Genomic DNA, 26165 nt, shown 5'->3' with positions numbered 1-26165 from the left:
GAGTTCGGCAGATGGCGACCATGAACGAGAGCGAGCTGGGCCGGGTGCTGCTCACGCACCGCGGCGTCCAGTGGATCATCGGCACGAAGGACGACCCGTACGCCCTGCTCGTGCGGGCCGCCGGCGACGACCCGCACCGGCTCGGTGAGCAGATCCGGGAGCGGGGCCCGCTGTACCGGAGCAGCGCCGAGGCCTGGGTGACGGCCCATCACGAGGTCGCCGCGGCCGCGCTCGGCGACCCGCGGCTGAGCGTCCGGCACCCCGACGCGGACGCGGCCGCCGCTCCGGACGAGGGCGGGCAGCGCGAGCCCATGCCCTGGGAGGTGCCCGCGCTGCGCGAGATCCTGCCCTTCGACGAGGTCTTCCTGACCGCCGGCCGGGCCGACTGCGAGCGGGTGCGCGAACTGCTCGAACCCCTGCTCGGCGCGAAGGCCCTGGAGCGGTGGCGGCCGGTGGCCGAGGGGGCGCTGCGCCGTGCCCTCGACGCGGCGGGCGGCGGCTTCGACCTGCGGGCGGAGGTGGCCGACCCGGTCGCCGCCCGGATCGTGGCGGAGCTCCTCGGTGTACCGGACGAGGAGCACGACCGGTTCGCGACGCTGTGCCGGGGCGCCGCGGGCCTCCTGGACGCCACGGTGTGCTCGCCGCACCTGCGCACGGCCCGCGAGCTGATCGCCTCCGTCGAGGGTATGCGCTCGCTGCTCACCGGCCTGATCGCGCGGCGGCGGGAGAGGCCCGGGGACGACCTCGTCAGCGCCCTGCTGGCGGCGGCGCACGAGGACGAGGTGCGGTCGGTGTGCATGCTGCTGGCCCTCGTCGGACCCGAGTTGGCCGCGACCCTGTACTGCGGCGCGGTGGCGGAGCTGCTCGACCACCCTGCGGTGTGGCGGGCGCTCCGCGAGGACCCCGGGCTCGCGCCGGCGGTGGTCGAGGAGACGCTGCGCCACGCGCCGCCCGTCCGGCTCGTTCCCCTGTACGCGGCCCGGGACCTCGAACTGGCGGGGACGGCCGTCGCGGCGGGCGGCCAGGTCGTGGTGGCGGTCGAGGCGGCCGGCCGGGACGCGGCGGTGCACGCGGATCCGGCCGCCTTCGATCCGGCCCGCGGGCGGACGGGGGAGCGGCTGGCGTTCGCCGAGGGCCTGCCCACGTCGCTGCCGGCCCCGCTGGTGCGGTTCCTGGCGGAGTCCGGGCTGCGCGTACTCGCGGCCGAGGCGCCCGGCCTGCGGCGGACCGGGCCCGTCCTGCGGCGGCTGCGGTCCGGGGTCACCGGGGCGGTCATCGAGCTGCCCGTCGCCCGCTGAGCCGGTCCTCACGGTGCGTCACGAACCCTTTGGTCATGTGACTTGTACGGGTCGTAGTAGAGATACTATCTTTGATCTCACAGGTCTGATCGAAAGGTAGGGACCTATGGCGGAGTTAAGTGATCTGCGCGAGGCGAACCGGGCTGCGGGAGCGCCGGACGACTCGGCAGGCGAACGAGTGATCGACATCCGCGGACTGCGTATGCGGTACGGGTCCAAAGACGTGCTGAACGGCGTCGACTTCAGCGTCCGCAGGGGTGAGGTGCTCGCTCTGCTCGGGCCCAACGGCGCCGGGAAGACGACGACCATCGAGATCATGGAGGGGTTCCGGACACGCTCGGCGGGCGAGGTCAGCGTGCTCGGCGTCGATCCGGCCAGGGGGGACGAGGAGTGGCGCGCCAGGCTGGGCGTCGTGCTCCAGTCCTGGCGCGACCACGGCAAGTGGAGGGTCCGCGAGCTGCTGGCCCAGCTGGGGGACTTCTACCGGCCCTACTCCACGCCCGAGCGGCCACGACCGCGCGACGTGGACGAACTGATCTCCATGGTCAGCCTGGAGGAGCAGGCGGACCAGAAGATCGGATCCCTGTCGGGCGGCCAGCGCCGCCGCCTGGACGTCGCGATCGGCATCGTGGGACGGCCGGAGGTGCTGTTCCTGGACGAGCCCACCGTCGGGTTCGACCCCAAGGCGCGCCGCGACTTCCACGACGTCGTGCACCGGCTGTCCGACCTGGAGGACACCACGATCCTGCTCACCACGCACGACCTGGACGAGGCCGAGAAGCTCTCCGACCGCATCCTGATCCTCGCGGGCGGCCAGATCGTCGCGGACGGCAGCGCCGACCAGCTCGCCCGCCAGACGTCGGGCAAGGCCGAGGTCCGCTGGAGCCTGAACGGCGAGCAGTTCGTCCACGCCACCCCCGACGCCAGCACGTTCGTCCACGAGCTGTTCAAGCAGCACGGCGACCGGGTCCGCGACCTGGAGGTGCGCCGGGCCAGCCTGGAGGACACGTACATGACCATGGTCCGTCAGCACGAGGCCGGCCGGTCCGAAGAGGCGGTCGCCGCGTTCAGGGAGGCAGGCCGATGAACCCCACCCTCTACGCCGTACGGCTCGGTCTGCGCCGCGGCTGGACCGAGTTCCGGCAGAGCGTGACCTCGCCGGGCGACATCGTCTACTACCTCTTCCTCGGGGGCGTCTTCCTCGGGGTGCTGTTCTTCATGCGGAACTCGACCGTGGAGGGCACCGACCTGTCGCTGGCCACGCTGACCATGCCGAGCATGATCGGCGGACTGCTGGCCTTCCAGGCCCTGGGCGGAGCGGCGTTCGCGCTGGCGGCCGAGCGGGAGGACGGCACGCTGCTGCGGGCCAGGACCGTACCGCAGGGACTCGTCGGCTACATCGCCGGCCGGGTGCTGGGCATCGCGCTGAGCACCCTGCTCACCCTGGTCATCATCCTGGTGCCCAGCGTGTTCCTCTTCGACGACCTGATGACCGGGGACCTCGCCAAGTGGCTGAACCTGGTCTGGGTACTGGCCCTCGGGCTGCTCGCCACCCTGCCGATCGGCCTGATCATCGGCGCGATGGTGAAGAACCCGCGCGGCGCCAACACGTGGGGCATCTTCCCGACGATGGGCCTGATGGCGATCTCGGGTATTTTCTACCCGATCACCTCGCTCGCGGGCTGGCTCCAGGGCATTGCGCAGCTGTTCCCCGTGTACTGGGTGGGCCTGGGCACCCGCGCCGCGCTGCTGCCCGACGCGGCGGTCGCGGTCGAGCTCGGCGACTCCTGGCGCAGGCCCATGACCGCGGTCGTGCTCCTCGCCTGGGCCGTCGTCGCGCTGGTGATCGCACCGAGGGTCCTGGGCCGTACGGTGCGCGGCGAGACGGGTTCGAAGGTCGAGGCCCGGCAACAGGAGGCATTGAAGCGCGTTGGGTGACAAGGAAACCGGCAGCAGGCGCGCGCCGGCGCGCCGGGGCACGTCGGCGGCGGAGCCGGAGGCCGGGGCGGCTGCCCCGCGGTCCGGCTCCGGCGCCGACACGCCCGCGGCGGGCTGGCGCTCCGCCGGCGAGCAGAGCCGTCCGCGCGGCGGCGCCGGGAACGAGACGGTCCACAACCGCATCGCCGTGCTGCGGGTCGAGCGCGCCATCACGCGCAGGCAGCTCGCCGACGCCCTCGGGGTGCACTACCAGACGGTGGGCTACCTGGAGCGTGGCGAGTACAGCCCCAGCCTGCACCTCGCCCTGCGGATCGCGGAGTACTTCGAGGTACCGGTCGAGGTGATCTTCTCGACCTCCCCGTTCCCCCGGATCGGGAGCACTCCCTCCGCATAGGACGTGCCCAAGCCGGGGCCGTCCGCCGCGTGCCCCTGCGCGCAGGCGGACGGCCCCGAGCCGTGCTCCCGGCCGGGTGCCCCGTCCGCACGGTTCAGCGCGCCGCGGGTGCCGGGCCGCGCGACCGGTGTTCGGCGGTCAGCCGCTCCAGCACCGGGACGATGTCGGCCGGCGACGGCGTGGCGAGGACCTCCCGGCGCAGCCGCTCGGCGTTCGCGCGGAACGACGGCTCCCCCAGCACCCGGACCAGCGCGGCGCGCAGCCCCCCGGGTGTCAGCTCCTCCGGATCGATGCACAGCCCGGCCCCCGCGTCGCGCACCCGCTGCGCCTTGGGGACGTTGCACCACATCTTGGCCGGCACCATCACCTGGGGCACGCCGTGCGCCAGCGCGGTCTGGAGGGTGCCCGAACCCCCGTGGTGCACGATTGCCGCGCTGGTGGGCAGCAGCGCGTCCAGCGGTGCGAAGTCGACGACCCGGACGTTGTCCGGCACCCGCCGGCCGGGATCGAGCTGGTCCGCGGTGAACGTCGCGACCACGTCCACGTCCAGGTCCGCCACCGCCTCCAGCAGGTCGCCCGCTGACGCCCGGTCGGCGCCGACCACCTCGCGGAACGACCTGCCGAGGGTCATACACACGCGGGGCCGGCGGGGCGGCGGCTCCCGCAGCCAGCCCGGGACCGTCGCCTCGCCGTTGTACGGCACGTAGCGCACCGGCACGGACGGCAGGTCGACGGGCAGCCGCAGCGACGGCGGAACGGGATCGATCGTCCACTGCCCCACGACCAGGTCCTCGGTGAACTCCCGGCCGTACCGCCGCAGGATCCGGTCCATCCACTCCTCCAGCGGATCCTCCCGCAGCGCCGGCGGCAGTGCCGCCAGCCCGCGCAGATAGTGCTGCCGCATCAGCCCGACCAGGTCCAGCCCGAACATCAGCCGCGCGTGCGCCGCGCCGCTGATCCGCGCCGCGAGCGCGCCGGGGTAGTACATGGTGTCCCAGACGACCAGGTCGGGCCGCCAGGACCGGGCGAAGTCGATCAGTTCCCCGGTGGCGTCGTCGGGCAGGGTGTTCTGGTAGACGAACGATGTCCACGCGGTGAGCACCCCGTGGACATAGGGAAGGGTCAGCTTCTCCGGCTGGGTCTCGCTGATGTCGAGGACGTCCAGCCACGCTTCGTCGCGTATCTCGTCGGGCTCGTCGGTGTACTCCGGATTCATCGTGGCCGCGACGTCGAGGACCCCGCCGACCGCGACCGCGGTCAGGCCGGCGTTGTTGATGTCCTCGACCACGTCCGGCCTGGTGGCGACACGGACCTCGTGTCCCGCGGCCCGCATCGCCCACGCCAGGGGTACCTGGGTGTGGACGTGGGTGCTCGCCGGGAACGGCGTGAACAGCACTCGCATGGGAGGTCACCCTGCCGGTGCCGCTTCGTACGGCGCTCGAGGATTCCCGCAGCCCCGCACGAGCCCGCGCCGACGGGCCTCCAGCGAACTTCGAAGCCCACCGGCGAGTCTCGGCCCGGGGCAACGGAGGTCCGCCAGGACGGCCGCCACCGACGCGGGAGAAGACGATGGCCACATCTGACAAGGAATTAGACGTACTGGTCGTGGGCGCCGGCCTGGGAGGCCTGTCCACGACGATGTTCCTCGCCCGGCTGGGCGCGGCGGTGCTCATGGCCGAGAAGCATCCGACGACGTCGATCCACCCCAGGGCGATCGGCCAGAACCCGCGCACCATGGAGCTGTTGCGGCTCGGCGGGATCGCCGAACAGGTACAGGCCGCCACCGACCACCGCGGCGCCAAGGGCCACTTCACGACCCGCGTCGCCGAGACCGTACGCGGCGAGGTGCTCGGCACCTTCGAGGAGGGGTTCGACAACCTCGTCGCCACCACCGCGCCCTGTTCCCCCATGCCGTGGGCGCTGGCCTGGCAGGACCAGCTGGAACCGCTGATGCTGGACCGGGCCCGCCGGGACGGCGCGCGGATCCGGTTCGCCGCCGCGCTGGTCTCCTACGAACAGGACGCGCACGGGGTGACCGCGCTGCTCCGCGACCGCGAGAGCGGGGCGGAGACCACCGTACGGGCGCGCTACCTGGTGGCCGCGGACGGCGACCGCAGCCCCGTCAGGGAGGGGCTCGGCATCGCCCGCCGAGGCTACGGCTCGCTGTCCCACGTGGTCGGCATGATCTTCGAAGCCGACCTGTCCGAGGTGCTCACCTCGGACGCGTCCGGACTGTACTACCTGCGCAACCCCGCCTTCAGCGGCATCTTCATCGGCAGCGACCGGCCCGAGCGGCACACCTTCCTCGTCGAGTACGACCCCGAACGCGGCGAATCCGCCGAGGACTTCACCCCCGAGCGGTGCCTCGATCTGATCCGCACCGGCCTGGACGCACCGCAGCTCGAGCCCAAGGTGCTGGACGTCCAGCGCTGGGAGATGGCGGCCCGCATCGCCGAACGCTGGCGCGCCGGCCGGGTGTTCCTCGTCGGCGACTCGGCCAAGGTCGTACCGCCCACCGGCGGGCTCGGCGGCAACACGGCCATCGGCGACGGATACGACCTGGCCTGGAAGCTGTCCGCCGTCCTCACCGGCCAGGCCGGCCCAGGACTGCTGGACAGCTACGAACCCGAGCGCGGCCTCGTGGCCCGGCTCGTGATGGACGAGTCCATGGCCCTCTACGCCTCCCGGCTCGCCCCGCACCTGCAGGACCGCATGGCGGAGCCCGCCGGCTACGCCGAGGTGATCCTCGGCTTCCGGTACCGCTCGGACGCCGTCGTCATCGACGACGACGACCCCGCCCGGGTCGAGTCCCCGGCCCGGCCCTCCGGCCGGCCCGGATTCCGGATGCCGCACGTGTGGGTGCGCAGGGCGGGCGAGCGGATCTCCACCGTGGACCTCTTCGGCTCCGGCTGGCTGCTGATGACCGGGGCGGACGGCGCCGGCTGGACCGGATGGGCCCGCGGCGTGAGCCGGGACCTCGGCGTCCCCGTCGAGGTCCACGGCCCGGCCACCGGTCTGGACGACCCCGACGGCGAGCTCGCCGAACGGTTCGGCATCGGCACCGGCGGGGCCAGCCTCATCAGGCCCGACGGCGTCGTGGCCTGGCGCACCGCCACCCGGCCCGACGACCCTGCCGCCGCCCTGCGCGACGCCCTCACCCGGGTGTTGTCCCGCTGACCGGGACGCCCCCGTTCCCACCACCACGACGAAGGAGCGAACACGCCATGACGGCCCGAAGCGCCCCGGTAGCGGCCGGCGACCTCCTCACCGACGAGGCCCGCCGCCACTACCGGGAGAACGGTTTCGTCCGCATCCCCCAGGTCCTCTCCGCCTCCGAGGTGGAGCGGTTCAGGGCCGCCTCCGAGGAAGTGCTCGCCCGCTTCGGCCCGGAGGTCTGGGGCGCCGGCGAGGACGAGGTGCAGGTCCATTTCGTCGCCCAGGCCTGGCTCAAGCACGAGGCGCTGCGCGACCTCGCTCTGCACCCGGCGATCACCGGCATCGCCAAGCGGCTCGCCGCCGGCCCGCTGCGCCTCTACAGCACCGACATCCTCCTCAAGTCCGGCCGGAAGAAGCTGAACACGCTGCCCACGATCGTCCACGACGACGAGACCGGCCTCCCGCTGCACGGCATCGACCGGACGCTGACGGCGTGGGTCGCGCTGGTCGACGTACCGGCCGAGAGCGGCTGCCTCACGTACCTGCCCGGTTCCCACCTGCGCGACGACGCCGAGCGGCAGATCCACATGACCAGCTTCGCCGAGTACCGGCCCATCGCCGACATCTGGCCGGACTACGACTGGCACCCCCGGGTCACCGTGCCGCTGCGGGCCGGAGACGTCGCCTTCCACCACTGCCGCACCGTGCACATGGCCGGGGCGAACCTCACCGACAACCCCCGGATGGGCCACGGCATCGTCTACATGGACGACGGCGCCACCTACCGGCCCGGGACCGAGGACGCCCACATCTCCCACATGGCCCCCGGGGACCCGCTGGACAACGAGAAGTTCCCCCTTCTCTAGAGGAGACCGCCGAAGGTGAGCGTCATGCAGGGCACATGGAACCGCACGGACATCAAAGAGCTGGGCAGACGGCTCCAGCGGGCCAACGGGGAGCTGTGGCTCCAGCAGGTCAAGGGCGATCCGTACGCCGACCTCCTGCGCGGCCACGCCGAGGACCCCCGGCCGGCCCAGGAGCGGATCCGCGCGCTCGGCCCGCTGTGGCGCAGCGCCACGGGCGCCTGGGTGACGGCGGACCACGCACTCGCCGCGGAGCTCCTGGGCGGGACGTGGCCGCACCGGCCCCTGACGGACGAGGAGGCCCACGTCCCGGTGCACGGCGCCGGGCTCGGCGGGGACGCCGCGCGGTACGAACACCTGCGCGGCCACGTACGGGACGCCGTCACCCCCGCGGCGGTGGACGCGGTGTGCGAGCGGGTGGTCGGCGGCCTGGCCGCGGACTTCGACCTCGTCACCGACCTCGCGGAGGTCGTGGCCGTGGACCTGCTCGCCGCCACCCTCGGGCCGGCCGGGGCGGACCGCCGGGAGCTGGCCCGGTCCTGCGCCGCCGCGGGGGTCGTCCTCGACGGCCTGCTGTGCCCGCAGCCGCTGGACGCCACCCGGCGGGCGGTGGCCGCCGTCGGCCGGCTGCGCGAACTCCTCGCAGCCCCTGCAACCGGCCCGGGTCCCGGGCCCGGCCCGCAGGAGGCCGCGGTCCTGCTCGCCACCGCGGGGGTGCGCACCGCGGCGCGCCTGACCGCCGGCGCCGTGCTGGCGGTGGTGGACCACCCCGCCCAGTGGTCGCGGCTGGCCGACGACCCCGCGCACGCCGCCCCGGTCGTCGCCGAGGTACTGCGCCACGACCCCCCGGTGCAGATCCATCCGGCGGTCGCCCTCGCCGACACCGAGTTCGCCGGACAGCGCGTCGCGGCGGGCGGGCGGGTCGTGGTGCTCGTCGCCGCGGCGAACCGCGATCCCGAGGTCTTCGACGCCCCCGACCGGTTCGTCACCGGCCGCCCCGCCGAAGCACTGGCCCCCGCTCTGTACCACCGGGTGACGTGGCCGTTCGCCCGCGCCCAGGCGGAAGCGGTCCTGCGCGCACTGGCGGCCGCCGGCCCGCGCCCGCGCCGGTCGGCCGGCCACCTGCGAAGCCGCCGCTCACCGGTGACGAGGCACCTGCTCGGCTGCCCCCTCACCACCGGCTGACCGGCGCCCACAGAAAGGAACCCGGCGATGAGAGTCCTGTTCACGTCGATCGAGGGCAACCACTTCCACCAGATGGTCCCGCTGGCCTGGGCCCTGCGCACCGCGGGCCACGAGGTGCGGGCCGCCTGCAACGAGAGCCTCGTCGACACCGTCACCCAGACCGGCCTGACCGCCGTGCCGATCCAGTCGCCCACCCTCTGGGAGCAGCTCGACGGCTTCCAGAAGGAGGCGATCTCCCTCTTCAACGAGATCGGCACCAGCAAGCAGGACCCCTCCAAGGCGACCTGGGAGGACCACCTCTCCTACGAGAACATGGTCGTCCCCGCGCTCTACCAGCCGCTCAACAACGACGCGCAGATCGACCAGCTCGTCGAGGCGGCCCGCAGCTGGCAGCCCGACCTCGTCATCTGGGAGAGCTTCTCGATCGCCGGGGCCGTCGTCGCCGTCGCGACCGGCGCCGCCCACGCCCGCCTGGTGTCCGGCCCCGAACTCGCCCTGCAGATGGTCACCCGCGGACACTTCGTACGCCACCGCGACCGGCAGCCCGAGCCGCTGCGCGAGGACCCGACGGCCGAGTGGCTGAACTGGACCCTCGAACGCCTCGGCAGCGACCGGCGGTTCGACGAGACGATGCTGACGGGCCAGTGGGTCGTCGACACCCGGCCCGCCCGCCTGCGCCAGGAGCTCGACCTGCCCACCGTCCCGATGCGCTACGTCCCCTACAACGGGCGCTGCGTGGTGCCCAGGTGGCTGGGCGAACCGGCGGAGCGCCGCCGGGTGTGCATCACCCTCGGCACCTCCATCACCAGTGAGGAGTCCGAGCGGTTCCGCCTCGACGACACCCTCGCCGCCCTCTTCCAGAGCCTGGCCGGACTCGACGTCGAGATCATCGCCGCCCTCGACCCGGCACAGCTCGACGCCCTGCCCGACCTGCCGGAGAACATCCGCACCACCGACTTCGTCCCGCTGGCCGAGCTGGCGCCGTCGTGCTCGGTGATCGTGCACCACGCCGGCTACCAGACGAAGGCCACCGCGGACCTGCACGGCGTGCCCCAGGTCGTCATCGTCGGCTACGAATGGGTGAGCGAGGACATGGGCGAGGAATACGAGAAGTCCGGCACCACCCTGGCCGTCTCCGCCCGCGACCTGACCGCCGAGGTGCTCCGCGAGAAGATCCTCCGGCTGCTCGACGAACCCTCGTACACCGAACGGGCCGGCGCGCTCCGCGAGGAGATCCTCGCCATGCCGACGCCCAACGACATCGTCCCGGTCCTTGAGGCGATGACCAGGGAGCACCGGCACCGCGGATGACCGGTGCGCCGGTCCGGCCAGCCGGTGGACCAGTGCTCCTCGTGCGCGCTTCGAGATCCGTGCCGCAGATTCGACGCCATGCCGAATCCGTGGGATCTCCCCGACGAACTGCCCACCGACCTTCCCGTCTCCCGCTGCGAACTGCCCGACGGCCGCGTGCTGTCGGCGGTCCAGGAAGCGGAGGCGCACACCCTCTGGGAGGAGATCAGCACCGCCGCCCCCTATCGCAAGGCGGCCGAGGGCCTCCGCCCCGACGAGGCCGTCATCGACATCGGCGCCCACATCGGGCTGGCGTCCCTGCTCTTCGGCGGGCTGGCCCCCCAGAGCCGCCTGCTCGCCTTCGAACCCGCCCCCAAGGCCTTCACCTGCCTTGAGGACAACCTCGCCCGCCACCTGCCCAGGGCGACCGCGGTCCGGCAGGCGCTGGGAGCGGCGCCCGGCACGTCCGAACTGACCTACCGGCCCTACGTGGCCTCCGCCTCGACCCTGTACGACGACGCCGAGGACGACGCCCGCAACCTCGAAGCGCACCTCGACAACATCGGCGCCGACGAACGGACCCGGGAGGTCGTACGGCGCACCTTCAACGTGACCCAGCGCGTCACGGTCGAGGTGACCACGCTGGCCGCCGTCATGGAGGAGCACGCCGTCGACCGGGTGGGCCTGCTCAAGATCGATGTCGAACGCGGTGAACTCGACGTCCTCGACGGCATCGGCCCGGCCTGCTGGCCCCGCATCCGAAGGGTCCTCCTGGAGGTCCACGACATCGACGGCCGGCTCGGCAGCGTCGTCTCACGGCTGGCCGGCCTGGGCTTCCACGTCACCGTCTCCCAGTGGGGGGTCTACGTCGGGGGCAGCGTCCACCTCGTGCTGGCGGAGCGGGACTGACGTGCCGGGGAGGAAGGGCCGATGAGCGACGGCGCTCCGCGTCCGCCGGGAGCCGGGGCGACGGCGGACCGCGCCCTCGCCCCCGATCTCGCCCGGGGCCTGATGCTGCTGATCGTCGCGCTGGTGCACGCCCACATGTTCGTCAGCGGGAGCGCCGCCGTGATCCGGGGCTACCCGGTGGTCGCCGGCTCGCCGGCGGACGCGCTGACGGCGGGCGTGCTCACGGTGCTGGCCGACAGCCGCAGCTTCCCCATGTTCGCCCTGCTGTTCGGCTACGGCACGGGCCGGATCCTCGCGCGCGAGCGGGAGCGGGGGCGGGACGGACCCGGTGCGCGCGGGGTGCTGCGGCGCCGCGCCCGGTGGCTGCTGCTGTTCGGGGCCGTCCACGCGCTGCTGCTGTTCGCCGGGGACGTGCTGGGCGCCTACGGACTGCTCGGGCTGGCCGCCGTCGGCCTGACCGGCGCCCGCGACCGCACCCTGTTCTCGGTGGCGGGCGCCGGTGTCGTCGTGGGGACGGTGCTGTACGCGAGCATGCTGGCCGCGAGTGCCTCCGGCGACCCGGACGACACCGCGGCGGCGCTGGTCCTGGCCGCCGACCCGGTGTCCGACGCGGTGTACCGCCTCGGCACCTGGGTGTTCACCACACCGCTGTTCGCCGTCATGTCGCTCGGCCCGTTCCTGATCGGCGCGCACGCGGCCCGCCGACGGATCCTGGAGGAGCCGGGCCGCCACCGGGTCCTGCTGCGCCGGGTGGCGGTGGCGGGCACCGCCCTGAGCGTCGCCGGAGGTCTTCCGCTGGCGCTGGTCACCTCCGGGGCGTGGACCACCGCGCCCTCCGACGTGGTGTGGGGGCTCGCCGCCCTGCACGTGCTGACGGGGTACGCGGGGGGCTGCGGCCTGGCCGCGGCGGTGGCCCTGCTCGCGCTGCGACTGGAAGACCTCAGGAGCAGGGCCGTCGTCGCCGTCGCCGCCTGCGGACGGCGGTCGATGAGCGCTTACGTCTGGCAGTCGGTCGTATGGCTGGCGCTGTTCGCGCCGTACACCTTCGGGCTCGGTGACCGCGTGGGCGTCCTCGGCTCCGCGCTCGTCGCCCTCGGCACGTGGGGCGCCGGGGTGCTGCTCGCCGAACTGCTGCGCCGCGGGGGCCGGCGGGGGCCCGCCGAGACCCTGCTGGCCAGAGCCACCCGCCGCCGGTCGTCGCTGGCGGCCGCCGCTGCGGCGCGGGGGAGCGCGGTACGGGAGGTCAACGGGCCACCGTCGCCGTGACGTAGCGCACCGGCGTCTCGATCGACAGGGGTCCGCCGTCGTGACGCATCGCGTCCAGCGCCCCGGTGAGCCGGATCCGCAGCCGCTCGCGGTCGTCGTCGGGCAGGTGCTCCCACAGCAGGCGCATGCCCTGGGTGTGGGACCACGCCACCCATGCCTCGCCGGACGGGGCCACGAGGTCGACCGCCTCGTCAGTGATCTCGACCTCGTGGAACCCCGCGGACTCCAGGGCCCGGCGCAGGTCCGCCTCCTGCGCCAGCCAGCTGTTGAAGCGCTTCTGGAGTTCCTCCGGCCGCCACTGCGGCGGCAGGTTCTCCAGGAGCGAGCGCGGGATGAGCTCGGTGAAGACGGGCGGGAGGAACGGGAAGGTGTCGTCGTCGAACACCGGGCTGGTGAAGGCGATGCGCCCGCCGTCGGCGAGCAGTTCGGCGTAGCGCGGCAGGGCGGCCCGGGCGTCGGGGAAGAAGATCAGGCTGTAGCTGCCGGTGACGACGTCGAAGGAGCGGGCCGGCAGATCGGGGAACTCCCCGTCCATCACCCGCAGTTCGATGTTGCCGGCGCCGATGCCGGCCGCCTCCTTGCGGGCCTCCTCGATCATGGCCGGCGCGATGTCGATGCCGAGGACGCGGCCCTGCCCGCCGACGAGCGTGGCGGCGTGGAACAGGCACGCCCCGCGCCCGCAGCCCACGTCCAGCACGCGCTGCCCGGGCCTCGGTGCGGCCCGCTCGACGAGGCGCCGCCCCATGGGGGTGAAGAAGGTGACCCCCATCCGGTCGTAGGACCCGGCGGCACGGTCGAAGGCGGCCGTGACATGGGCCTTGTAGGTGGTGTTGTCCACGTGCGTCGCTCCCAGGAGTGGTCGGCGTGTCCGGCCCACCATCGTCCGGCCGGCACCTGCGCAAGCGCTCGAGGGCAGGTGGACCCCGCCCGGTCGCGGGCGGGGCCGGGGGCGGCGGCGTCCAGCCGTCGTTGAGGCGCGTACGAGACCCCGCGGGAATCATCGTCAGCAGCACGCGGGCCCAGGTCCTGTCGTCGAAGTCCCGTCGGGCCCGCGGCGTCCGGCACCGCACCTCGCCGCGTTGTCGGAGCGCCCGAGTACGTCCAGTACACGGGCGCCCCTCCGCCGTGCGATGCACGGCACCGGACGCCGCGGGCCTGACCGACGCCACTTCGACGACAGGACCTGGCGGAGAACTCCCGATCCTGGCACGCCGGACACGGGACCCGGGCGCTCACGGACCACAGACCGCACATCACTGCACCGAATGGGAGTCCGTCATGCTTTCCTCCATGGAGTCGCGGAAACTCTCCGTCGAGGGCGCAATCGAATTCACCCCGCGCGTGTTTGACGACGAGCGTGGCATATTCCTCTCGCCCTACCAGGAGTCGGCGTTCTCGGACGCCACCGGCGGGCACACGCTGTTCCGCGTGGCCCAGACCAACCACAGCAGGTCACGGCAGGGCGTGGTGCGAGGGCTGCACTACACCCTGACGCCGCCGGGTTGCGCCAAATACGTGTACTGCGCGCGCGGCAGGACGCTCGACATAGCGGTGGACGTCCGGGTCGGATCGCCCACCTTCGGACAGTGGGACGCCGTACTGCTGGACACCGAGGTGTTCCGCTCCGTGTACTTCCCGGTCGGCGTGGCCCACGGCTTCGTCGCGCTGGAGGACGACACCGTCGTGTCCTACCTGCTCTCCGGGGAGTACGTCCCGGAACACGAGCTGGCGCTGTCGATCCTCGACCCGGAACTGGCCCTGCCCATCCCCGCCGGCATCGAGCCCGTCCTGTCCGAGCGCGACCTCGCGGCTCCCACCCTGGAGAAGGCAGCCTCGGAGGGCCTGCTGCCCGACTACGCCGAGTGCCTGGCGATCGACCGCGCCCTGCGCTCCGCCTGATCCGCGGCGCTGCGACGAGGGGTGGGGCCCACCGCTGGAAACCGCCGATCCGGCGGGCCCCACCCCTCGTCCGCGTCCGGGCGGCTCAGCCGCTCACAGGACGAGCGCCTCTCCGCCGGGCCGCCGCGGCGCCAGCAGGCTGTGCAGACAGGCCACGAGGGTACGGGCCTGGACGTTGAGGTAGTGGCTGTGCCTCAGGAGGGTGCTGAGCTGCTCCAGGGTCAGCCAGCGGAAGTCCCGGTCCTCCATGGACTCGGCGTCGCCGTCCGCCTCGACGACGAGGTAGCGGTTGAGGGCGTGGTGGAAACGGCCGCCCTCCTCGGACAGCAGGCAGTCGAACCTGGTCCGTTCCGGCGGGGCCGACAGCACGTCGTCGACGAAGCGGGGCAGGGCCGCGCCCGGCGCCACGCTCTCGGGGGTGAACTGGACGGTGGGGGAGAGCTCGACCCCGTCCACGTATCCCGGCTCCACACTGGCCCGCAGCAGGACGTGGAGCACCCCGCCGATCTCCTTGACCAGCACGGCGATCACGCCGGTGCCGTGCGGCTCCAGCATGGGCTGGGACCAGCCGCGGACCTCGCGCGTGCCGGCCGAGACGTTCACCCCGATCACGGAGAAGAAGCGCCCGCTGGTGTGGGAGACCCGCTCCGGCGAGCTGTGCCAGTCGCGCAGCTCGACCAGCGGTACCGGGCGGGTGGTGAGGTCGTTCTGGGCGCGGTGCTCGGTGATCCAGCTCTGGAGCTCGTCCACGGTGTGCACTCCGCCCGGCTCCCCGGCGCACGAGCGCGCCAGCGCGTCCCGGAAGCCGTCGCCGCTGCCCGTCAGGACGTCGAGACCGCCGCCGGCCAGGGGCAGGCACGACAGAGTGGTGCGTGTGTCCATGTTGACGATGTCCTCGACGGCCAGCAGCCGGTGGATCTCGCCGAGCGTCATCCAGCGGAAGTCCTCCTCGACGGCGATGTCCTCGGTGGCCTCGATCACGATGTTCCTGTTCCGCTTGCGGTAGAACCAGGCGCCCTGTTCCGACTGGAGCACGTCGGCGATGACGCGGTGCCGCGTCCTTTGCTGGAAGTACTCCAGATAGGGGACGGCGCGCCCTTTGTGCAGCCGCCGGTAATTGCTGCGGGTGGCCTGCACGGTAGGGGACAGCTGCAGGTGGTTCCTGTTCCCCGGCTCGACCTTGGCCTGCATGAGGAAATGCAGCACCCCGTCGAACTCCTTGGCCAGCAGGCCGAGGACGCCGACCTCCGGCTGGTGGATGATCGGCTGCTGCCAGTGGGGTACGGGACCGGAGGGGAAGCGCACGTCGAGCCCGTCGATGGCGAAGAAGCCGCCGCTGGAGTGCCGCAGCGCCCCGGTCCCCGGGTCCCGCTCCCAGTTGTCGAGGCCGTCGAGGTCCACGCGTTCGACGTGCAGGCCGGAGCGCTCGCGGGCGCCCGCGAACCACGAGGCGAACGGGACCGGTTGGCGGACGCGGCTCTCCTCGGCGAGGGCCGACCCCGCGAGCCGGTCCTGGAGCGTGCGCAGGACGGTCGGGGAAGGGAGCGGGAGGGCGATTCTGTTCACAGGGACTCCTTTGCGCCGGGAGGACAGGGTCGTGCTGCGTGTTCGGCGGTCGTCCGCGTCCGCGGCGTCGAGGAGGGTGGCCGTACCGGTGTCCTCGGACGCTCCCGTGGGGGTCGGGGCCTTCGACGGCGCGCAGGGCCCAGTACAGTGCGGGCTGCCAGCAACGACCTCGAATCTCCCTGAACCCCGGCGGCGGGGCGGGTTGGTGTCCCGCGCAGCGGAACTGATGCGTCCGGATGGAGTCCGGTGAGGGGTTCGACCGTTCTTCGAGGGTGACGCCCGATGGTTGTGGCCATGACGCCCCCCACGCGCCGCCCGTGCCCGTCCGGAGAGTGCTGCCCTCCTCCCGGAGTCGAGCCAGGATCGTGGCGACCTCCAGGCACCCCGACGGCTGTGTGCGCCGAAAGGAACCGGCGCATTCACGCGGGTGATTGGCGTGAATCCGAAGCGGAATCCCGCCGCTGTGAGGGTTCCCAGAGGTGGGCGGGTCTCGGAAGATCCAACTCCGTTTAATTCTGGCCTGTTTGGGGCCGGTAAACCCGCCGGTGGCCGACGCCGCCTGGGTGAACGGGTCGCAGGACGCTGGCATATGGCCTTGCCCTGTCTTAAAGGAAGAGTTAACTTAGTGCAAAGTCAGGAGAGAAGTAGCTCCGTGACCCTTACGTCGGCCAGGCGGCGCTCGAACCTCTTGTGAACGTGCAGCATCACTGAACGGGGGACGTGAGATGGACTTCCGGATGCTCGGCCCATTGGAAATACTCGATGGTCCGCGCAATGTCGTGCCCACCGCACCCAAGCCGCGCCAGGTGATAGCCCTTCTCCTCATGCGGAGGAACACCCTGGTGCAGACCTCTGAGCTTATCGATGAACTGTGGGAAAGCGACCCTCCCGCAAGTGCGATGACCACGCTGCAAACGTATATCTACAAACTCCGGAAGATTCTGACGGCGCGAAATTCGGAAGAAATTCTTTTCACCAGGCCCGGGGGATACACCCTCGCCATTCCCGACCGCTCCGTCGACCTCCACCGATTCGAAACGGAAGCCGGTGAGGGAAAGTCGCTCTTGAAGGGCGGCGACCCGGCGGGGGCGGCCGAGTCGCTCCGGCGCTCGCTCGCGCTCTGGCGCGGCTCCGCACTGGTCGACGTCGTGCCGGGCGGCCTGCTGTCCTCCTACGTGACACGGCTTGAGGAGTTCCGGGAGCGCACCCTCGACCTGCGGATCGAGGCCGATCTCCAGCTGGGACGCCACCAGGAGCTGATCAGCGAGCTGAAGTCGCTCGTGCTCAGCCGCCCGCTCCACGAGAACGTGCACGCCTCCCTGATGATCGCGCTCCACCGCTCCGGACGGCGCCACGAGGCCCTGGAGGTCTATCAGGTGCTGCGCCGCAGCATGATCGACAACCTCGGTCTCGAACCGGGCAAGGAACTCCGGGCGCTCCACCAGGCGCTGTTGTCGGAGGCCACGGGGGGCGTACTGTACGAACGCCACCGCCAGCCCGTCCTGATCGAGCCCGACCGGAGCCCGGTCATGCCCCCCGAACACGAGGAGGAGCCGGCGGCCGCCACACCCCGGCCCACCCCTGTCCGGCCCACCGCGCAGGGCATCCCCGCACCCGCCCAGCTCCCGCCGGACATAGCCGACTTCACCGGCCGGGAGTCCATCGTCGACCAGGCTCCCGCGCTCCTGGCCGGGACGGGGGAGCGCGACCGGCCCCCTACGGCCCCCGCCGTCGCGGTCATCAGCGGCATGCCGGGCGTCGGCAAGAGCGCACTCGCCGTGCACCTGTCCCACACCGTCCGGCCGTTCTTCGAGGGCGGCCAGCTCTACGCGGACCTGCGCGGCTCCACCGGCGTGGGCGCCGACCCCTCGGAGGTGCTCCACGGCTTCCTGCGCGCCCTGGCCGTCGCGGAATCCGAGATCCCCGCCGACCTGGAGGAGCGGTCCAAACTCTTCCGCTCCACCACGGTCGGCCGGCGCCTGCTGATCCTGCTGGACGACGTGTCCTCGCTGGCCGACGTACGCTCCCTGCTCCCCGGCGACCCGGAGTGCTCCGTGGTCATCACGAGCCGCAGGCGCCTGCACGGCCTGGGGGGAGCCTGGAACGTCGACCTCGACGCCATGGACACCGCGGAGGGCCGGGAGCTGCTCGCCCGCATCATCGGATCGGCGCGGGTCAGGCGGGAGCGCAACGCCGCCAACCAGCTGATGGAGACCGTCGGCGGACACCCCCTCGCCGTGCGGTGCATCGGAGGGCGCCTGAGCGGCAGTCCGGGGCTCACACTGTCCGGCTTAGCCAGCCAACTGACCTGTTCCGAGAAGCTGCTGGACGAGCTGCGCCTCGGGGAACTCGACGTACGGTCCCGCTACGACTTCAGCTACGAGGGGCTCGGCCGCGTGGAGCAGAGCGTCTTCCGGCTGCTGAGCATCCTGCCGCCCAGACGGTTCACCGCGGACTCCGTCGTCGAGCTCCTCGGCAGCGACAGCCGCAGCGTGGAGCACCTGCTCCAGCGCTTCGTCGACAGCCATCTCATCAACATCGTCCGGTGGGAGGACGGCGGGGCCCGCTACGAGTTCCCCGAACTCACCCGGGTGTACGCCCGCGAGCGGCTGCTCGACACCCTCTCGCGCGACGGACTGGAGAACGATCGGCCCTCGACCCCGATGGGCGGGCCCGCGGTTCCCGGCGAGGAGGGCACGGGGGTCGACCTGCCGGGCCTGCGGACCCGGTCCGGATCCGGCCGCCCGGCCCCCGCGGCGGGCATCTGGCCGGACCGCCGCCGGTGCTGACCCGGCTCCCCACCTGTTCCCGCCCGCCCCGCGCACCGCTTGGCCGTTGCGCCCCTCAGCCGTAGACGGCCTTGGCCCAGCCGCGGTCGACGGTCCGCGCCGCCCTCTCCAGCTGCGCCTCCGTCGGGAACACCGGGGTGCCCTCGACCGTCGGCAGCTTCTCCGCCGCGGTCTTGTCGAGGGTGCCGTTCTCCTCCATCGCCTCCATGAGGACCGGGCGCGCGTAGGCCATGAGCCGCAGGTTCTGCCCCTCCGGGCTGAAGAGGTACTCCTGCCACAGCCTCGCCGCCGCGGGGTGCGGGGCGTCCTTGTTGATCCCCTGCGCGTAGTACTGGGCGAAACTGCCGTCGAAGGGGATGGCGGTGTGCCAGTCCACGTCCGCGCCCTTCCTGCGGAAGTCGTCGGCGTATCCGAGGTTGAGGAAGTCCCAGTCGACGCTGATCGGGGTCTGCCCCTTCTCGATCGTGGCGGGGGTGGACTGGACCGGGATGAAGTTGCCGTTCTCGCGCAGCTCGGCGAAGAAGTCGATACCGGGCTGGATGTTGTCGAAGGAGCCCCCGTTCGCCAGGGCCGCCGCGTACACCCCGGCGAAGGCGGAGCCGGACTTGGTGGGGTCGCCGTTGAGCGAGACCTGGCCCTTGTACTCGGGCCTTCGCAGGTCGGCGAAGGTCGAGGGGCAGGTCTTGACGCGCTTGGCGTCGCAGCCGATCGAGACGTAGCCGCCGTAGTTGTCGTACCAGCGGGCCCGCGGGTCCTTGTGCCCGTCGGGGATGTCGTCGTACGGGGCCACCTCGTACGCGGCGAGCAGGCCCTGCCGGGCCGCGGCGGGGCCGAAGGTGCCGCCCACGTCTACCACGTCGGGCGCGGTCCCGTCGCGCCGGTGCTCCTTGAGGGCGTCGACCTCGTCCTGGCTGGTGCCTTCCGGGTTCTCCACCGTGACCTCGATCCCGTACTTCTTCTCGAAGCCGTCGATCAAGGCGCCGTAGCCCGCCCAGTCCCTCGGGAGGGCCATGGTGTTGAGCGTGCCCTCCTTCCTGGCCGCCGCGGCGAGTGCCGCCATGCCGCCCGCGTCTGCCGCGGAGGTGGCCACCGCGGGCGCCCTGGGGGTGGCGGGGGGCTTGTCTCCGCAGGCGCCGAGGGGCCACGCGGCGAGGGCGAGGCAGGCGGCGACGGCGGCTGTCCGGAGACGAGGTGTGGGCACAAAGGCTCCATAACGGGCGGCACGTACTGATCAAGGCCAGCGTACGTGGGGCAGCCGCCACCGCGCAGTCCCGGCGGGTCGCGCCCACCCCCCTGTCCTCCGGCCGACGTACCGGAAGGCGTCCCGGAGCGCACCGCAGCCGTCCTAGTGCCGCGTCAGGCAACGTTCGCCCCGTCGCGACGCCCGGCACGCACTCCCGCCGCACCGGCCGAAAGCCACCTACGTCCCGCACGACCGCTCCCGGCCGGCACGCCGAGAGCACGCACCGGACGCCGCTCCTTGCTCCACGGGGCAACTCGATACAGACCCTAGAACGGCTCGTCGTCCCAGGCGGCGAGAAGCGCCGCCCCCAGGTCCTCCCCGGCCGAGGAGGGCTCGGCATGGATGACCTGCTCACTCCAGATGATCTTGCCGCGGGCGGTGTAGCGGGTGCCCCACCGCTCGGCGAACTGGGCGACGAGGAACAGCCCCCGCCCTCCCTCGTCGGTGGCCTCGGCCCGGCGCAGGTGCGGGGAGGTGCTGGACCCGTCGGACACCTCGCAGATCAGGCTGCGGTCGTACAGCAGCCTCACCCGGATGGGCTGCGAACCGTAGCGGACGGCGTTGGTGATCAGTTCGCTGAGGATGAGTTCCGTGGTGAAGGCGATCTCCTCCAGCCCCCAGTCGGCCAGCCGGCGGGCGCAGGCGTTGCGCACCGGAGACACCGCCGCCGGATCGGACGGCACCTCCCACTCGGCGATCCGCCCCGGGTCCAGCCGGCGGGTCCGGGCCACCAGCAGCGCGATGTCGTCGCTCTGCCCGCTGGGCAGCATCGCGCCGATCACCGCGGCGCAGGTCTCCTCCGGTGTCCTCGCGGGCCCGGCCAGCGCGGCGCCCAGCGCGGCCAGGCCGGCGTCGACGTCGCGGTCACGGCCTTCCAGCAGCCCGTCGGTGAAGAGCACCAGCTGGGCGCCCTCGGGCACGGTCAGCACCGCGGTCTCCATGGGCATGCCGGCGCCCAGGCCCAGCGGTGGCGAGACCGGCATCTCGGGGAAGGACACGGCGCCGTCGGGGTGGACGACGGCGAGGCCCGGATGGCCGGCGGTGGCGGCCGTCACCTGCCCGGAGACCGAGTCGTAGACGGCGCACAGGCAGGTGGCGCCGGTCAGCCCCTGCCACTCCTGCTCACCGGCGCCCTCGTCGGTGTCGATGTGGGCGACCAGCTCGTCCAGATGGCTCAGGAGCTCGTCCGCGGGCAGGTCGAGCGTGGAGAAGTTGTGCATGGCCGTCCGCAGCCGGCCCATGGTGGCCGCCGCGTGCAGCCCGTGCCCGACGACGTCGCCGACCACCAGCGCCACCCGGGCGCCCGGCAGCGGGATGACGTCGAACCAGTCGCCGCCCACCCCCGCCTGCGCGGGCATGTAGCGGTGGGCGACCTCGACCGCGGACTGGTCCGGTACGCCCCGGGGCAACAGGCTGCGCTGCAGCGTGACGGCCATGGTGTGCTCGCGCGTGAAGCGGCGGGCGTTGTCGACGGACAGGGCCGCCCGGGCGGTCAGCTCCTCGGCGAAGGACACGTCCTCCTCCTCGAAGGGCGGGGAGGGCTCCACCCGCCAGAAGCCCGCCATCCCCAGCAGCACGCCGCGGGCCCGCAGGGGGACGGCGATCACGGAGTGGAGGCCCTGGTCCAGCATGCGCCGGGACCGGGCGGGGTCCTGGGCCATCCAGTCCCGGGTGGCCCGCAGGTCCGCCACGCGCACCGCGTGCTCGCCGGCCACCCCGATCGCCATGGGGCTGGTCGGGACGAACCGGATCAGCTCGCCGACCTGGTAGAGCGGGTGCGGGTGCTGCGCGGCGACGACCGCGGTGCGGCGCATCTCGGTGCCCGGCTCGGGCGGCTCGTCGCCCTGCAGTACCGGGTCCAGCAGGTCGACCGAGGCGATGTCGGCGAACCTCGGGACGGCGACCTCCGCCAGTTCCCGGGCGGTGCGCTCCACGTCCAGGGTCGTACCGATGCGCACCCCCGCGTCGTAGAGCAGCTTCAGCCGCTCGTGGGCCATCTCGGCCCGGCCGGACAGAGCCCGCAGCTCGGTGGTGTCGCGCAGGGTGACCACGGTCCCCGCCTGCCCGAAGGGGGCGGTGGGCCGGATGTTCACCGCCAGCAGCCGATCGGCCGCCATGTGCAGCTCGTCGGTCGCGGAACGGCCCGACGCGATCGACGCCGCGATCCCCTCCTCCAGGCCGAGCTCCGTGACGGGGCGCCCTTCCGCGTCCGCGGGGAGGTCCAGCAGCCGCCGCGCCTCGTCGTTGGCCAGCAGCAGGCGCCCACCGCCGCCGACGATCACCACGCCCTCCCGCACCGCGTGCAGCACCGCGTCGTGGTGCTCGTACATCCTCGTCATCTCCGCCGGCCCAAGGCCGTGGGTCCGGCGCAGCAGCCGGCGGCTCACCAGGGCCGTGCCGCCCGCGGACAGGGCCAGCACCAGGGCCGCGGTGCCGATGACGACCGGCAGCTGCCGGTTCACCATGCTCTGCACGTTCTGCACCGTGACCGGGGAGGAGACCACGGCGATGACCCGGTCCTCGGCGTCCTTGACGGGCACCACCGAGACCACGGACTGCCCCAGGGAGCCCTCGAACGTCTCGGTGAAGGACTTCCCGGCCGCCGCCTTGGAGAAGGGCCCGACCACGTGCTTGCCGATCTGGCGCGGGTCGCTGTGGGTGAGGGTGAGCCCGTCGAGCGTGTAGACGTTGATGCCGTCGACCCCGGCGATCTTCCGGGCCGCCTGGGCGCTCGGCTGCAGCAGCGCGCTCGGGTTGGGGCTGCGCAGGGCGGCGACGATGCCGGGGGACTCCGCGAACGTACCCGCGGCGGCGAGCGTGCGGTGCCGCGCGTCCAGCATGGCGTCGCTGCGGGCCTGCACCACGAGCGCCACCACCGCGGCGGCGACGAGCAGCACCACCACGACGAGCTGGAGCAGGAACACCTCACCGGCCACGCTGCGCGCGCTCAGGAGCGAGGACAGCCGCTGCGGCTTCCGGACCTTGCTTGCCCAGGGCTGGGCGGGTTCCTGCGGCTCCTGCTGGTGTTCTGAGCGGGGACCTTCGGAGGCGGCGGAGGAGCGTGTGGCCAGGCCAGGCAGCTGACGCCGGAGATGTCCCAGGAAGACGCTCATAATCCATCTTCTAACCTCTCCGTCCCGTTGGCAGCGGGGAGCGCCACGCACCGAGCTGCGCCCGCCTGCGATCCCGGAGCTCTCCCGCCCTGTGGAGGACGTTCCACGGCGTCCCCAGGTGCCGGCTGGCTGACCGGCACCGCCGCCTCTCCCGCCCTCTCCCACGAGGAGGCCGGCCCCCGCCACGTGGGGCGAGGAGCAGCGGGGGCCGCCCCGACCGCCGTCCTGCTCTGCGCCCACGACGTGGCCATCCGCCGCGCTGGGCCGAACGCGACCGAGGAACCGAGGGGCCACTTCCCCTACCGCGCCGGCGCCGGCGCCTGAGGGTCGGCGGGCGTCGGGGCGGTGAGGGTGGTGAGGGCTTCGTCATAGAGGCGGAACAGGCGGGGGCGCCCGGCGTCCTGGTCTGCGCCGCCCAGGGCTTCCCAGCACTCGGCGGCCAGGGCGCGGGCACGGGTGCCGGGCCAGGGCTGGGGCAGCAGTTCTGGCGGCAGCAGCGGGTCGGGCTCCATGGCGGTGGTGAAGGCCGCCGCGAGCTCCATGGCGTAGGTCAGCCTTTCGACCCCGGTGGGACGGCCGGGGGCGGACAGCCGGGCCGTCCGGGCCGTGGCGAGGGCGGCCAGTGCCTCGTGGCGCTCCGCGATCGCGTCGAGCGGCCACAGGAGGGCGGCCAGCCGCGCCGGGTCCCCCTCCTCGCCGACCCTCAGATCGCGGCTGGTGAGACGGGTGAGTGCGGGCAGGACGCCGAGGTGGCGGGCGTGGGCCTCCACGATGCCGCCGATCGCGTTCGCGGCGACGTACAGGCCGCCCTGGAGCGGGGCGGCGCCGAGGTGCAGGAGCGTGTCGCGCAGGGCGTCGCGGGACTGCCGGGCGGTCTCGGGGATGGCGAAGGCGAACAGGTGCCAGGTTCCGTCCCAGGGGGCGAGTCCCCGGTCCTGCCGGTAGGCGTGGCGGACGTACTCGACGTCGGGCGCGATGGCGCCCGTCGCGTCGGCGGTGGCGAGCAGGCGGGCCTTGCGGCCGCGGCCCTCCTGGGCGAACCGGCCCTCGGCGACCAGCCGCTTGAGACAGAGCCGGACCTGCTGATCGGTCATGCCGAGGGCTTCGGCGACGGCGTACAGCTCGCCCGCGTCGACGGTGCCGTCCTCGCGGACGAGGGCGAACACCAGGGTCCGGGTCCCGATGCCGGGGGTGGCGGGCTCTGCTGCGGGTCGGCTGGTCATCGCTGCTGCTCCAAGGAGTGGCCGGGGTGGGCCCGGTGCATCGTGGTCACCGCGCCGAAGCCCATGAGGTGCTTGAGGTACGGGGTCTGCTCGGTCCGTACGGCGCTGAAGCCGTGTCGCTCGTACAGGGCGCGGGCCCTGGGGTTGGCGTCGATCACGTCCAGCCGGACCCGGGAGCACCCGTGTTCGGCCGCGACGGCCGCGATCTCCGTCAGCAGGAGGCTGCCGATGCCCGCGCCGCGGTGTGCGGGGTCGACGGCGATGCCGTCCATGACCAGTTCGCCGGGCTCCGGGGTGCGTTCGAGCAGGGCCAGTACGGCGAGCCGGGGCAGGCCGCGGAAGAGCCCGTAGGCGCCGAGCACGTCGCGCACGCCGCCGCCGGTCAGTGCGCGTCCGCCGAGCCGGTAGCCGGCCACGCCCACGACCCGGTCGCCGCCGCGGGTGAGGGCCACGGCGGCGCGGTCGTGGTGGATGTGGTCGGCGATGAAGGCCCGGCCGCGTTCCGGCGGACCCAGAGCGGCGCCGAGCTTTCGACCGAAGGCCTCCCAGTACAGCTCGGCGACCTGCTCCTCGGCCCCGAGCGGCACGCCACGCCCGATGACGACTGCTGCGTCCATGACTCCTCGACCCCTCTCGCGTTAACTGTATGAACAGAGTACGGTCGAATTAGATACGGTCGTTGCAAAAGCGATAGTTTTTTGGAGGGGGTCGGATGGAGCACATGCGGACGACACGAACGCCGCGCCGCCGCCGAGCGGTGCCCGCCGCGCTCGCGGCGCTGGTCGCGCTGGTGGTGGCGGCGGGGGGTCTGGGCGGGCTGGTGGTCTGGCAGAACACCTACGAACTGCGCGAGGAAGCGGTGACGATACGTCAGGGAGGGCGCGTCCTGCACGGCGTGCTGGCCCTGCCCGCACAGGGGAAGGGGCCTTTCCCGCTGGTGGTGTTCGTGCACGGGGACGGTCCGGTGGACGCCACCCACGACACCTTCTACCGTCCGATGTGGGAGGCCTTCGCCCGCTCCGGGTACGCCTCGCTGTCCTGGAACAAACCGGGCGTCGGCGGTGCGCCGGGCGACTGGCTCGACCAGAGCATGGCCGACCGCGCCGGCGAGGCCGTCGACGCGATCACCTGGGCCCGGCAGCGCCCGGACGTCGACGGCGGCAGGATCGGACTGTGGGGCGCCAGCCAGGCCGGCTGGGTCCTGCCCAAGATCGCCGCCGAGGACCCCGGCATCCGGTTCGTCATCGCCGTCTCGCCCGCCGTCAACTGGCACCGGCAGGGCCGCTACAACCTCCTCGCCGAGCTGAGCCGTGACGGCGCCTCCGGCGCGGAGGTCGCGACCGCCCTCGCCCGCCGCGAGACGGGCCTGGAACTCCTCGCGCGCGGCGCCTCCTACGAGGAGTACGTCCGCGCCGTCGGCGACCCGAAGGGCATGACGGCCGCCCGCTGGCGGTTCGTCTCCAAGAACCACACCGCCGACGCGAGCGCAGACCTGCCGGCCCTGCGCGGCACACCCGTCCTCCTGGTGCTCGCCGGACACGACGTCAACGTGGACACCGCCGACACCGAGGCCGCGTACCGCCGCCTGCTGCCAGGGCCGGCGCTGCACGTCGCCCACTACCCCGATGCCGGCCACGGCCTGGTCAGACACGCCGTCGAGGACTCCTCGCTGCGCCTGGCCCTGACCGCGCTGTGCGCGCCCCGATCCCTGTTCGCCGAGGGATTCCTCGCCGACCAGGAGCGGTTCCTGACCTCCGTCGCCACCGACGGAGCCGAGCGGTGACCACCGGGCGACGGCTGCTTCAGGCCCGCGGCCTACGGCGTCAGGCGCTGGTAGGCGGATCGGGCGTGGGCGAGCCGGGCGAGAACGGTCCCCTTTGCCGTGGCCGCTGCACTCCGAGACCAAGGCCGCCCCGACATCCGCCGACGAGGGCCGAGGGGCCTTGAGCGCGCGCTGAATTCGAGGCGTCGGCTCGGCCGGGGCTCGGGCTCGGGAGGCCTCCGACTCCCGGGGCGCCGCGGCGGCCGCCGGC

The 26165-nt window shown here is 72.9% G+C and carries 20 protein-coding genes; 13 read left to right on the top strand and 7 right to left on the bottom strand.

Features of this window, described 5'->3' with window-relative positions; genetic code table 11:
- Nucleotides 1-11 precede the first annotated feature (11 nt).
- The 4 genes from ACFWFZ_RS12170 (at nt 12) to ACFWFZ_RS12155 (ending at nt 3630) form a co-directional block, all read left to right on the top strand.
- On the top strand, nt 12-1298 hold the full coding sequence (locus ACFWFZ_RS12170; RefSeq protein ID WP_387120443.1) for a P450-derived glycosyltransferase activator: 1287 nt from the start codon (nt 12-14) through the stop codon (nt 1296-1298).
- A 202-nt stretch (nt 1299-1500) separates the two neighbouring features.
- Nucleotides 1501-2385 (top strand): ABC transporter ATP-binding protein, encoded by an 885-nt coding sequence (locus ACFWFZ_RS12165; RefSeq protein ID WP_387120669.1) that lies wholly within the window; start codon nt 1501-1503, stop codon nt 2383-2385.
- On the top strand, nt 2382-3236 hold the full coding sequence (locus ACFWFZ_RS12160) for an ABC transporter permease (protein ID WP_387120440.1): 855 nt from the start codon (nt 2382-2384) through the stop codon (nt 3234-3236). The genes ACFWFZ_RS12165 and ACFWFZ_RS12160 overlap by 4 nt, the downstream gene beginning before the upstream one ends.
- Nucleotides 3229-3630 (top strand): helix-turn-helix transcriptional regulator, encoded by a 402-nt coding sequence (locus tag ACFWFZ_RS12155; protein ID WP_387120438.1) that lies wholly within the window; start codon nt 3229-3231, stop codon nt 3628-3630. The genes ACFWFZ_RS12160 and ACFWFZ_RS12155 overlap by 8 nt, the downstream gene beginning before the upstream one ends.
- A gap of 94 nt (nt 3631-3724) precedes the next feature.
- Here ACFWFZ_RS12155 and ACFWFZ_RS12150 read toward each other — a convergent pair whose 3' ends face one another.
- Nucleotides 3725-5032 carry an activator-dependent family glycosyltransferase gene (locus ACFWFZ_RS12150; protein ID WP_387120435.1) on the bottom strand — a complete coding sequence of 436 codons (1308 nt, stop codon included), beginning with the start codon at nt 5030-5032 and terminating at the stop codon, nt 3725-3727.
- A 167-nt stretch (nt 5033-5199) separates the two neighbouring features.
- On the opposite strand from ACFWFZ_RS12150, the gene rdmE reads away from it, so the two are divergent.
- The 6 genes from rdmE (at nt 5200) to ACFWFZ_RS12120 (ending at nt 12299) form a co-directional block, all read left to right on the top strand.
- Entirely contained in the window at nt 5200-6807 is a 1608-nt protein-coding gene (gene rdmE, locus ACFWFZ_RS12145; RefSeq protein WP_387120432.1) for an aklavinone 12-hydroxylase RdmE, read from the top strand.
- A gap of 47 nt (nt 6808-6854) precedes the next feature.
- Complete coding sequence (locus ACFWFZ_RS12140) at nt 6855-7652, top strand: phytanoyl-CoA dioxygenase family protein (RefSeq protein WP_387120429.1); 798 nt, start codon at nt 6855-6857, stop codon at nt 7650-7652.
- A 24-nt stretch (nt 7653-7676) separates the two neighbouring features.
- Nucleotides 7677-8834, top strand: coding sequence for a P450-derived glycosyltransferase activator (locus tag ACFWFZ_RS12135; protein WP_387120666.1), 1158 nt, complete (start codon nt 7677-7679; stop codon nt 8832-8834).
- 27 nt (nt 8835-8861) lie between these two features.
- Nucleotides 8862-10145: an activator-dependent family glycosyltransferase gene (locus tag ACFWFZ_RS12130; protein WP_387120426.1), complete on the top strand. Its 1284-nt coding sequence runs from the start codon at nt 8862-8864 to the stop codon at nt 10143-10145.
- 78 nt (nt 10146-10223) lie between these two features.
- Nucleotides 10224-11033, top strand: coding sequence for an FkbM family methyltransferase (locus tag ACFWFZ_RS12125; RefSeq protein ID WP_387120423.1), 810 nt, complete (start codon nt 10224-10226; stop codon nt 11031-11033).
- 21 nt (nt 11034-11054) lie between these two features.
- Nucleotides 11055-12299, top strand: coding sequence for a DUF418 domain-containing protein (locus tag ACFWFZ_RS12120; protein WP_387120420.1), 1245 nt, complete (start codon nt 11055-11057; stop codon nt 12297-12299).
- On the opposite strand, the gene ACFWFZ_RS12115 is transcribed toward ACFWFZ_RS12120, so the two are convergent.
- Nucleotides 12277-13137 (bottom strand): class I SAM-dependent methyltransferase, encoded by an 861-nt coding sequence (locus ACFWFZ_RS12115; RefSeq protein ID WP_387120417.1) that lies wholly within the window; start codon nt 13135-13137, stop codon nt 12277-12279. The two genes, ACFWFZ_RS12120 and ACFWFZ_RS12115, sit on opposite strands and share 23 nt — an antisense overlap.
- A 452-nt stretch (nt 13138-13589) precedes the next feature.
- Between ACFWFZ_RS12115 and ACFWFZ_RS12110 the strand changes: the two genes are divergently transcribed.
- A complete protein-coding gene (locus ACFWFZ_RS12110) occupies nt 13590-14198 on the top strand; it encodes a dTDP-4-dehydrorhamnose 3,5-epimerase family protein (RefSeq protein WP_387120414.1) in 609 nt (202 codons plus the stop codon).
- A 93-nt stretch (nt 14199-14291) separates the two neighbouring features.
- Here the strand turns inward: ACFWFZ_RS12110 and ACFWFZ_RS12105 are convergent, their stop codons facing one another.
- On the bottom strand, nt 14292-15764 hold the full coding sequence (locus ACFWFZ_RS12105) for an NDP-hexose 2,3-dehydratase family protein (RefSeq protein ID WP_387120411.1): 1473 nt from the start codon (nt 15762-15764) through the stop codon (nt 14292-14294).
- 725 nt (nt 15765-16489) lie between these two features.
- Here ACFWFZ_RS12105 and ACFWFZ_RS12100 point away from each other — a divergent pair.
- Nucleotides 16490-18553: a BTAD domain-containing putative transcriptional regulator gene (locus tag ACFWFZ_RS12100; RefSeq protein ID WP_387120408.1), complete on the top strand. Its 2064-nt coding sequence runs from the start codon at nt 16490-16492 to the stop codon at nt 18551-18553.
- A 55-nt stretch (nt 18554-18608) separates the two neighbouring features.
- Here ACFWFZ_RS12100 and ACFWFZ_RS12095 read toward each other — a convergent pair whose 3' ends face one another.
- The 4 genes from ACFWFZ_RS12095 to ACFWFZ_RS12080 all read right to left on the bottom strand — a co-directional run bounded on the left by ACFWFZ_RS12095 (nt 18609) and on the right by ACFWFZ_RS12080 (nt 24749).
- A complete protein-coding gene (locus ACFWFZ_RS12095; protein WP_387120405.1) occupies nt 18609-19754 on the bottom strand; it encodes an ABC transporter substrate-binding protein in 1146 nt (381 codons plus the stop codon).
- A gap of 308 nt (nt 19755-20062) precedes the next feature.
- Nucleotides 20063-22909, bottom strand: coding sequence for a SpoIIE family protein phosphatase (locus ACFWFZ_RS12090; protein WP_387120402.1), 2847 nt, complete (start codon nt 22907-22909; stop codon nt 20063-20065).
- Nucleotides 22910-23208: 299 nt separating this feature from the next.
- Nucleotides 23209-24132 carry a PaaX family transcriptional regulator C-terminal domain-containing protein gene (locus tag ACFWFZ_RS12085; RefSeq protein ID WP_387120399.1) on the bottom strand — a complete coding sequence of 308 codons (924 nt, stop codon included), beginning with the start codon at nt 24130-24132 and terminating at the stop codon, nt 23209-23211.
- Nucleotides 24129-24749 carry a GNAT family N-acetyltransferase gene (locus ACFWFZ_RS12080; protein WP_387120397.1) on the bottom strand — a complete coding sequence of 207 codons (621 nt, stop codon included), beginning with the start codon at nt 24747-24749 and terminating at the stop codon, nt 24129-24131. The genes ACFWFZ_RS12085 and ACFWFZ_RS12080 overlap by 4 nt, the downstream gene beginning before the upstream one ends.
- 104 nt (nt 24750-24853) lie before the next feature.
- Between ACFWFZ_RS12080 and ACFWFZ_RS12075 the strand changes: the two genes are divergently transcribed.
- Nucleotides 24854-25915 (top strand): alpha/beta hydrolase family protein, encoded by a 1062-nt coding sequence (locus tag ACFWFZ_RS12075; protein ID WP_387120394.1) that lies wholly within the window; start codon nt 24854-24856, stop codon nt 25913-25915.
- Nucleotides 25916-26165: the final 250 nt, after the last annotated feature.

Origin of the sequence: Streptomyces sp. NPDC060232 (assembly GCF_042726555.1) — a bacterium.
In the GTDB taxonomy this organism is placed as follows: domain Bacteria; phylum Actinomycetota; class Actinomycetes; order Streptomycetales; family Streptomycetaceae; genus Streptomyces.
This window is presented reverse-complemented; position numbering and strand designations above follow the sequence as displayed.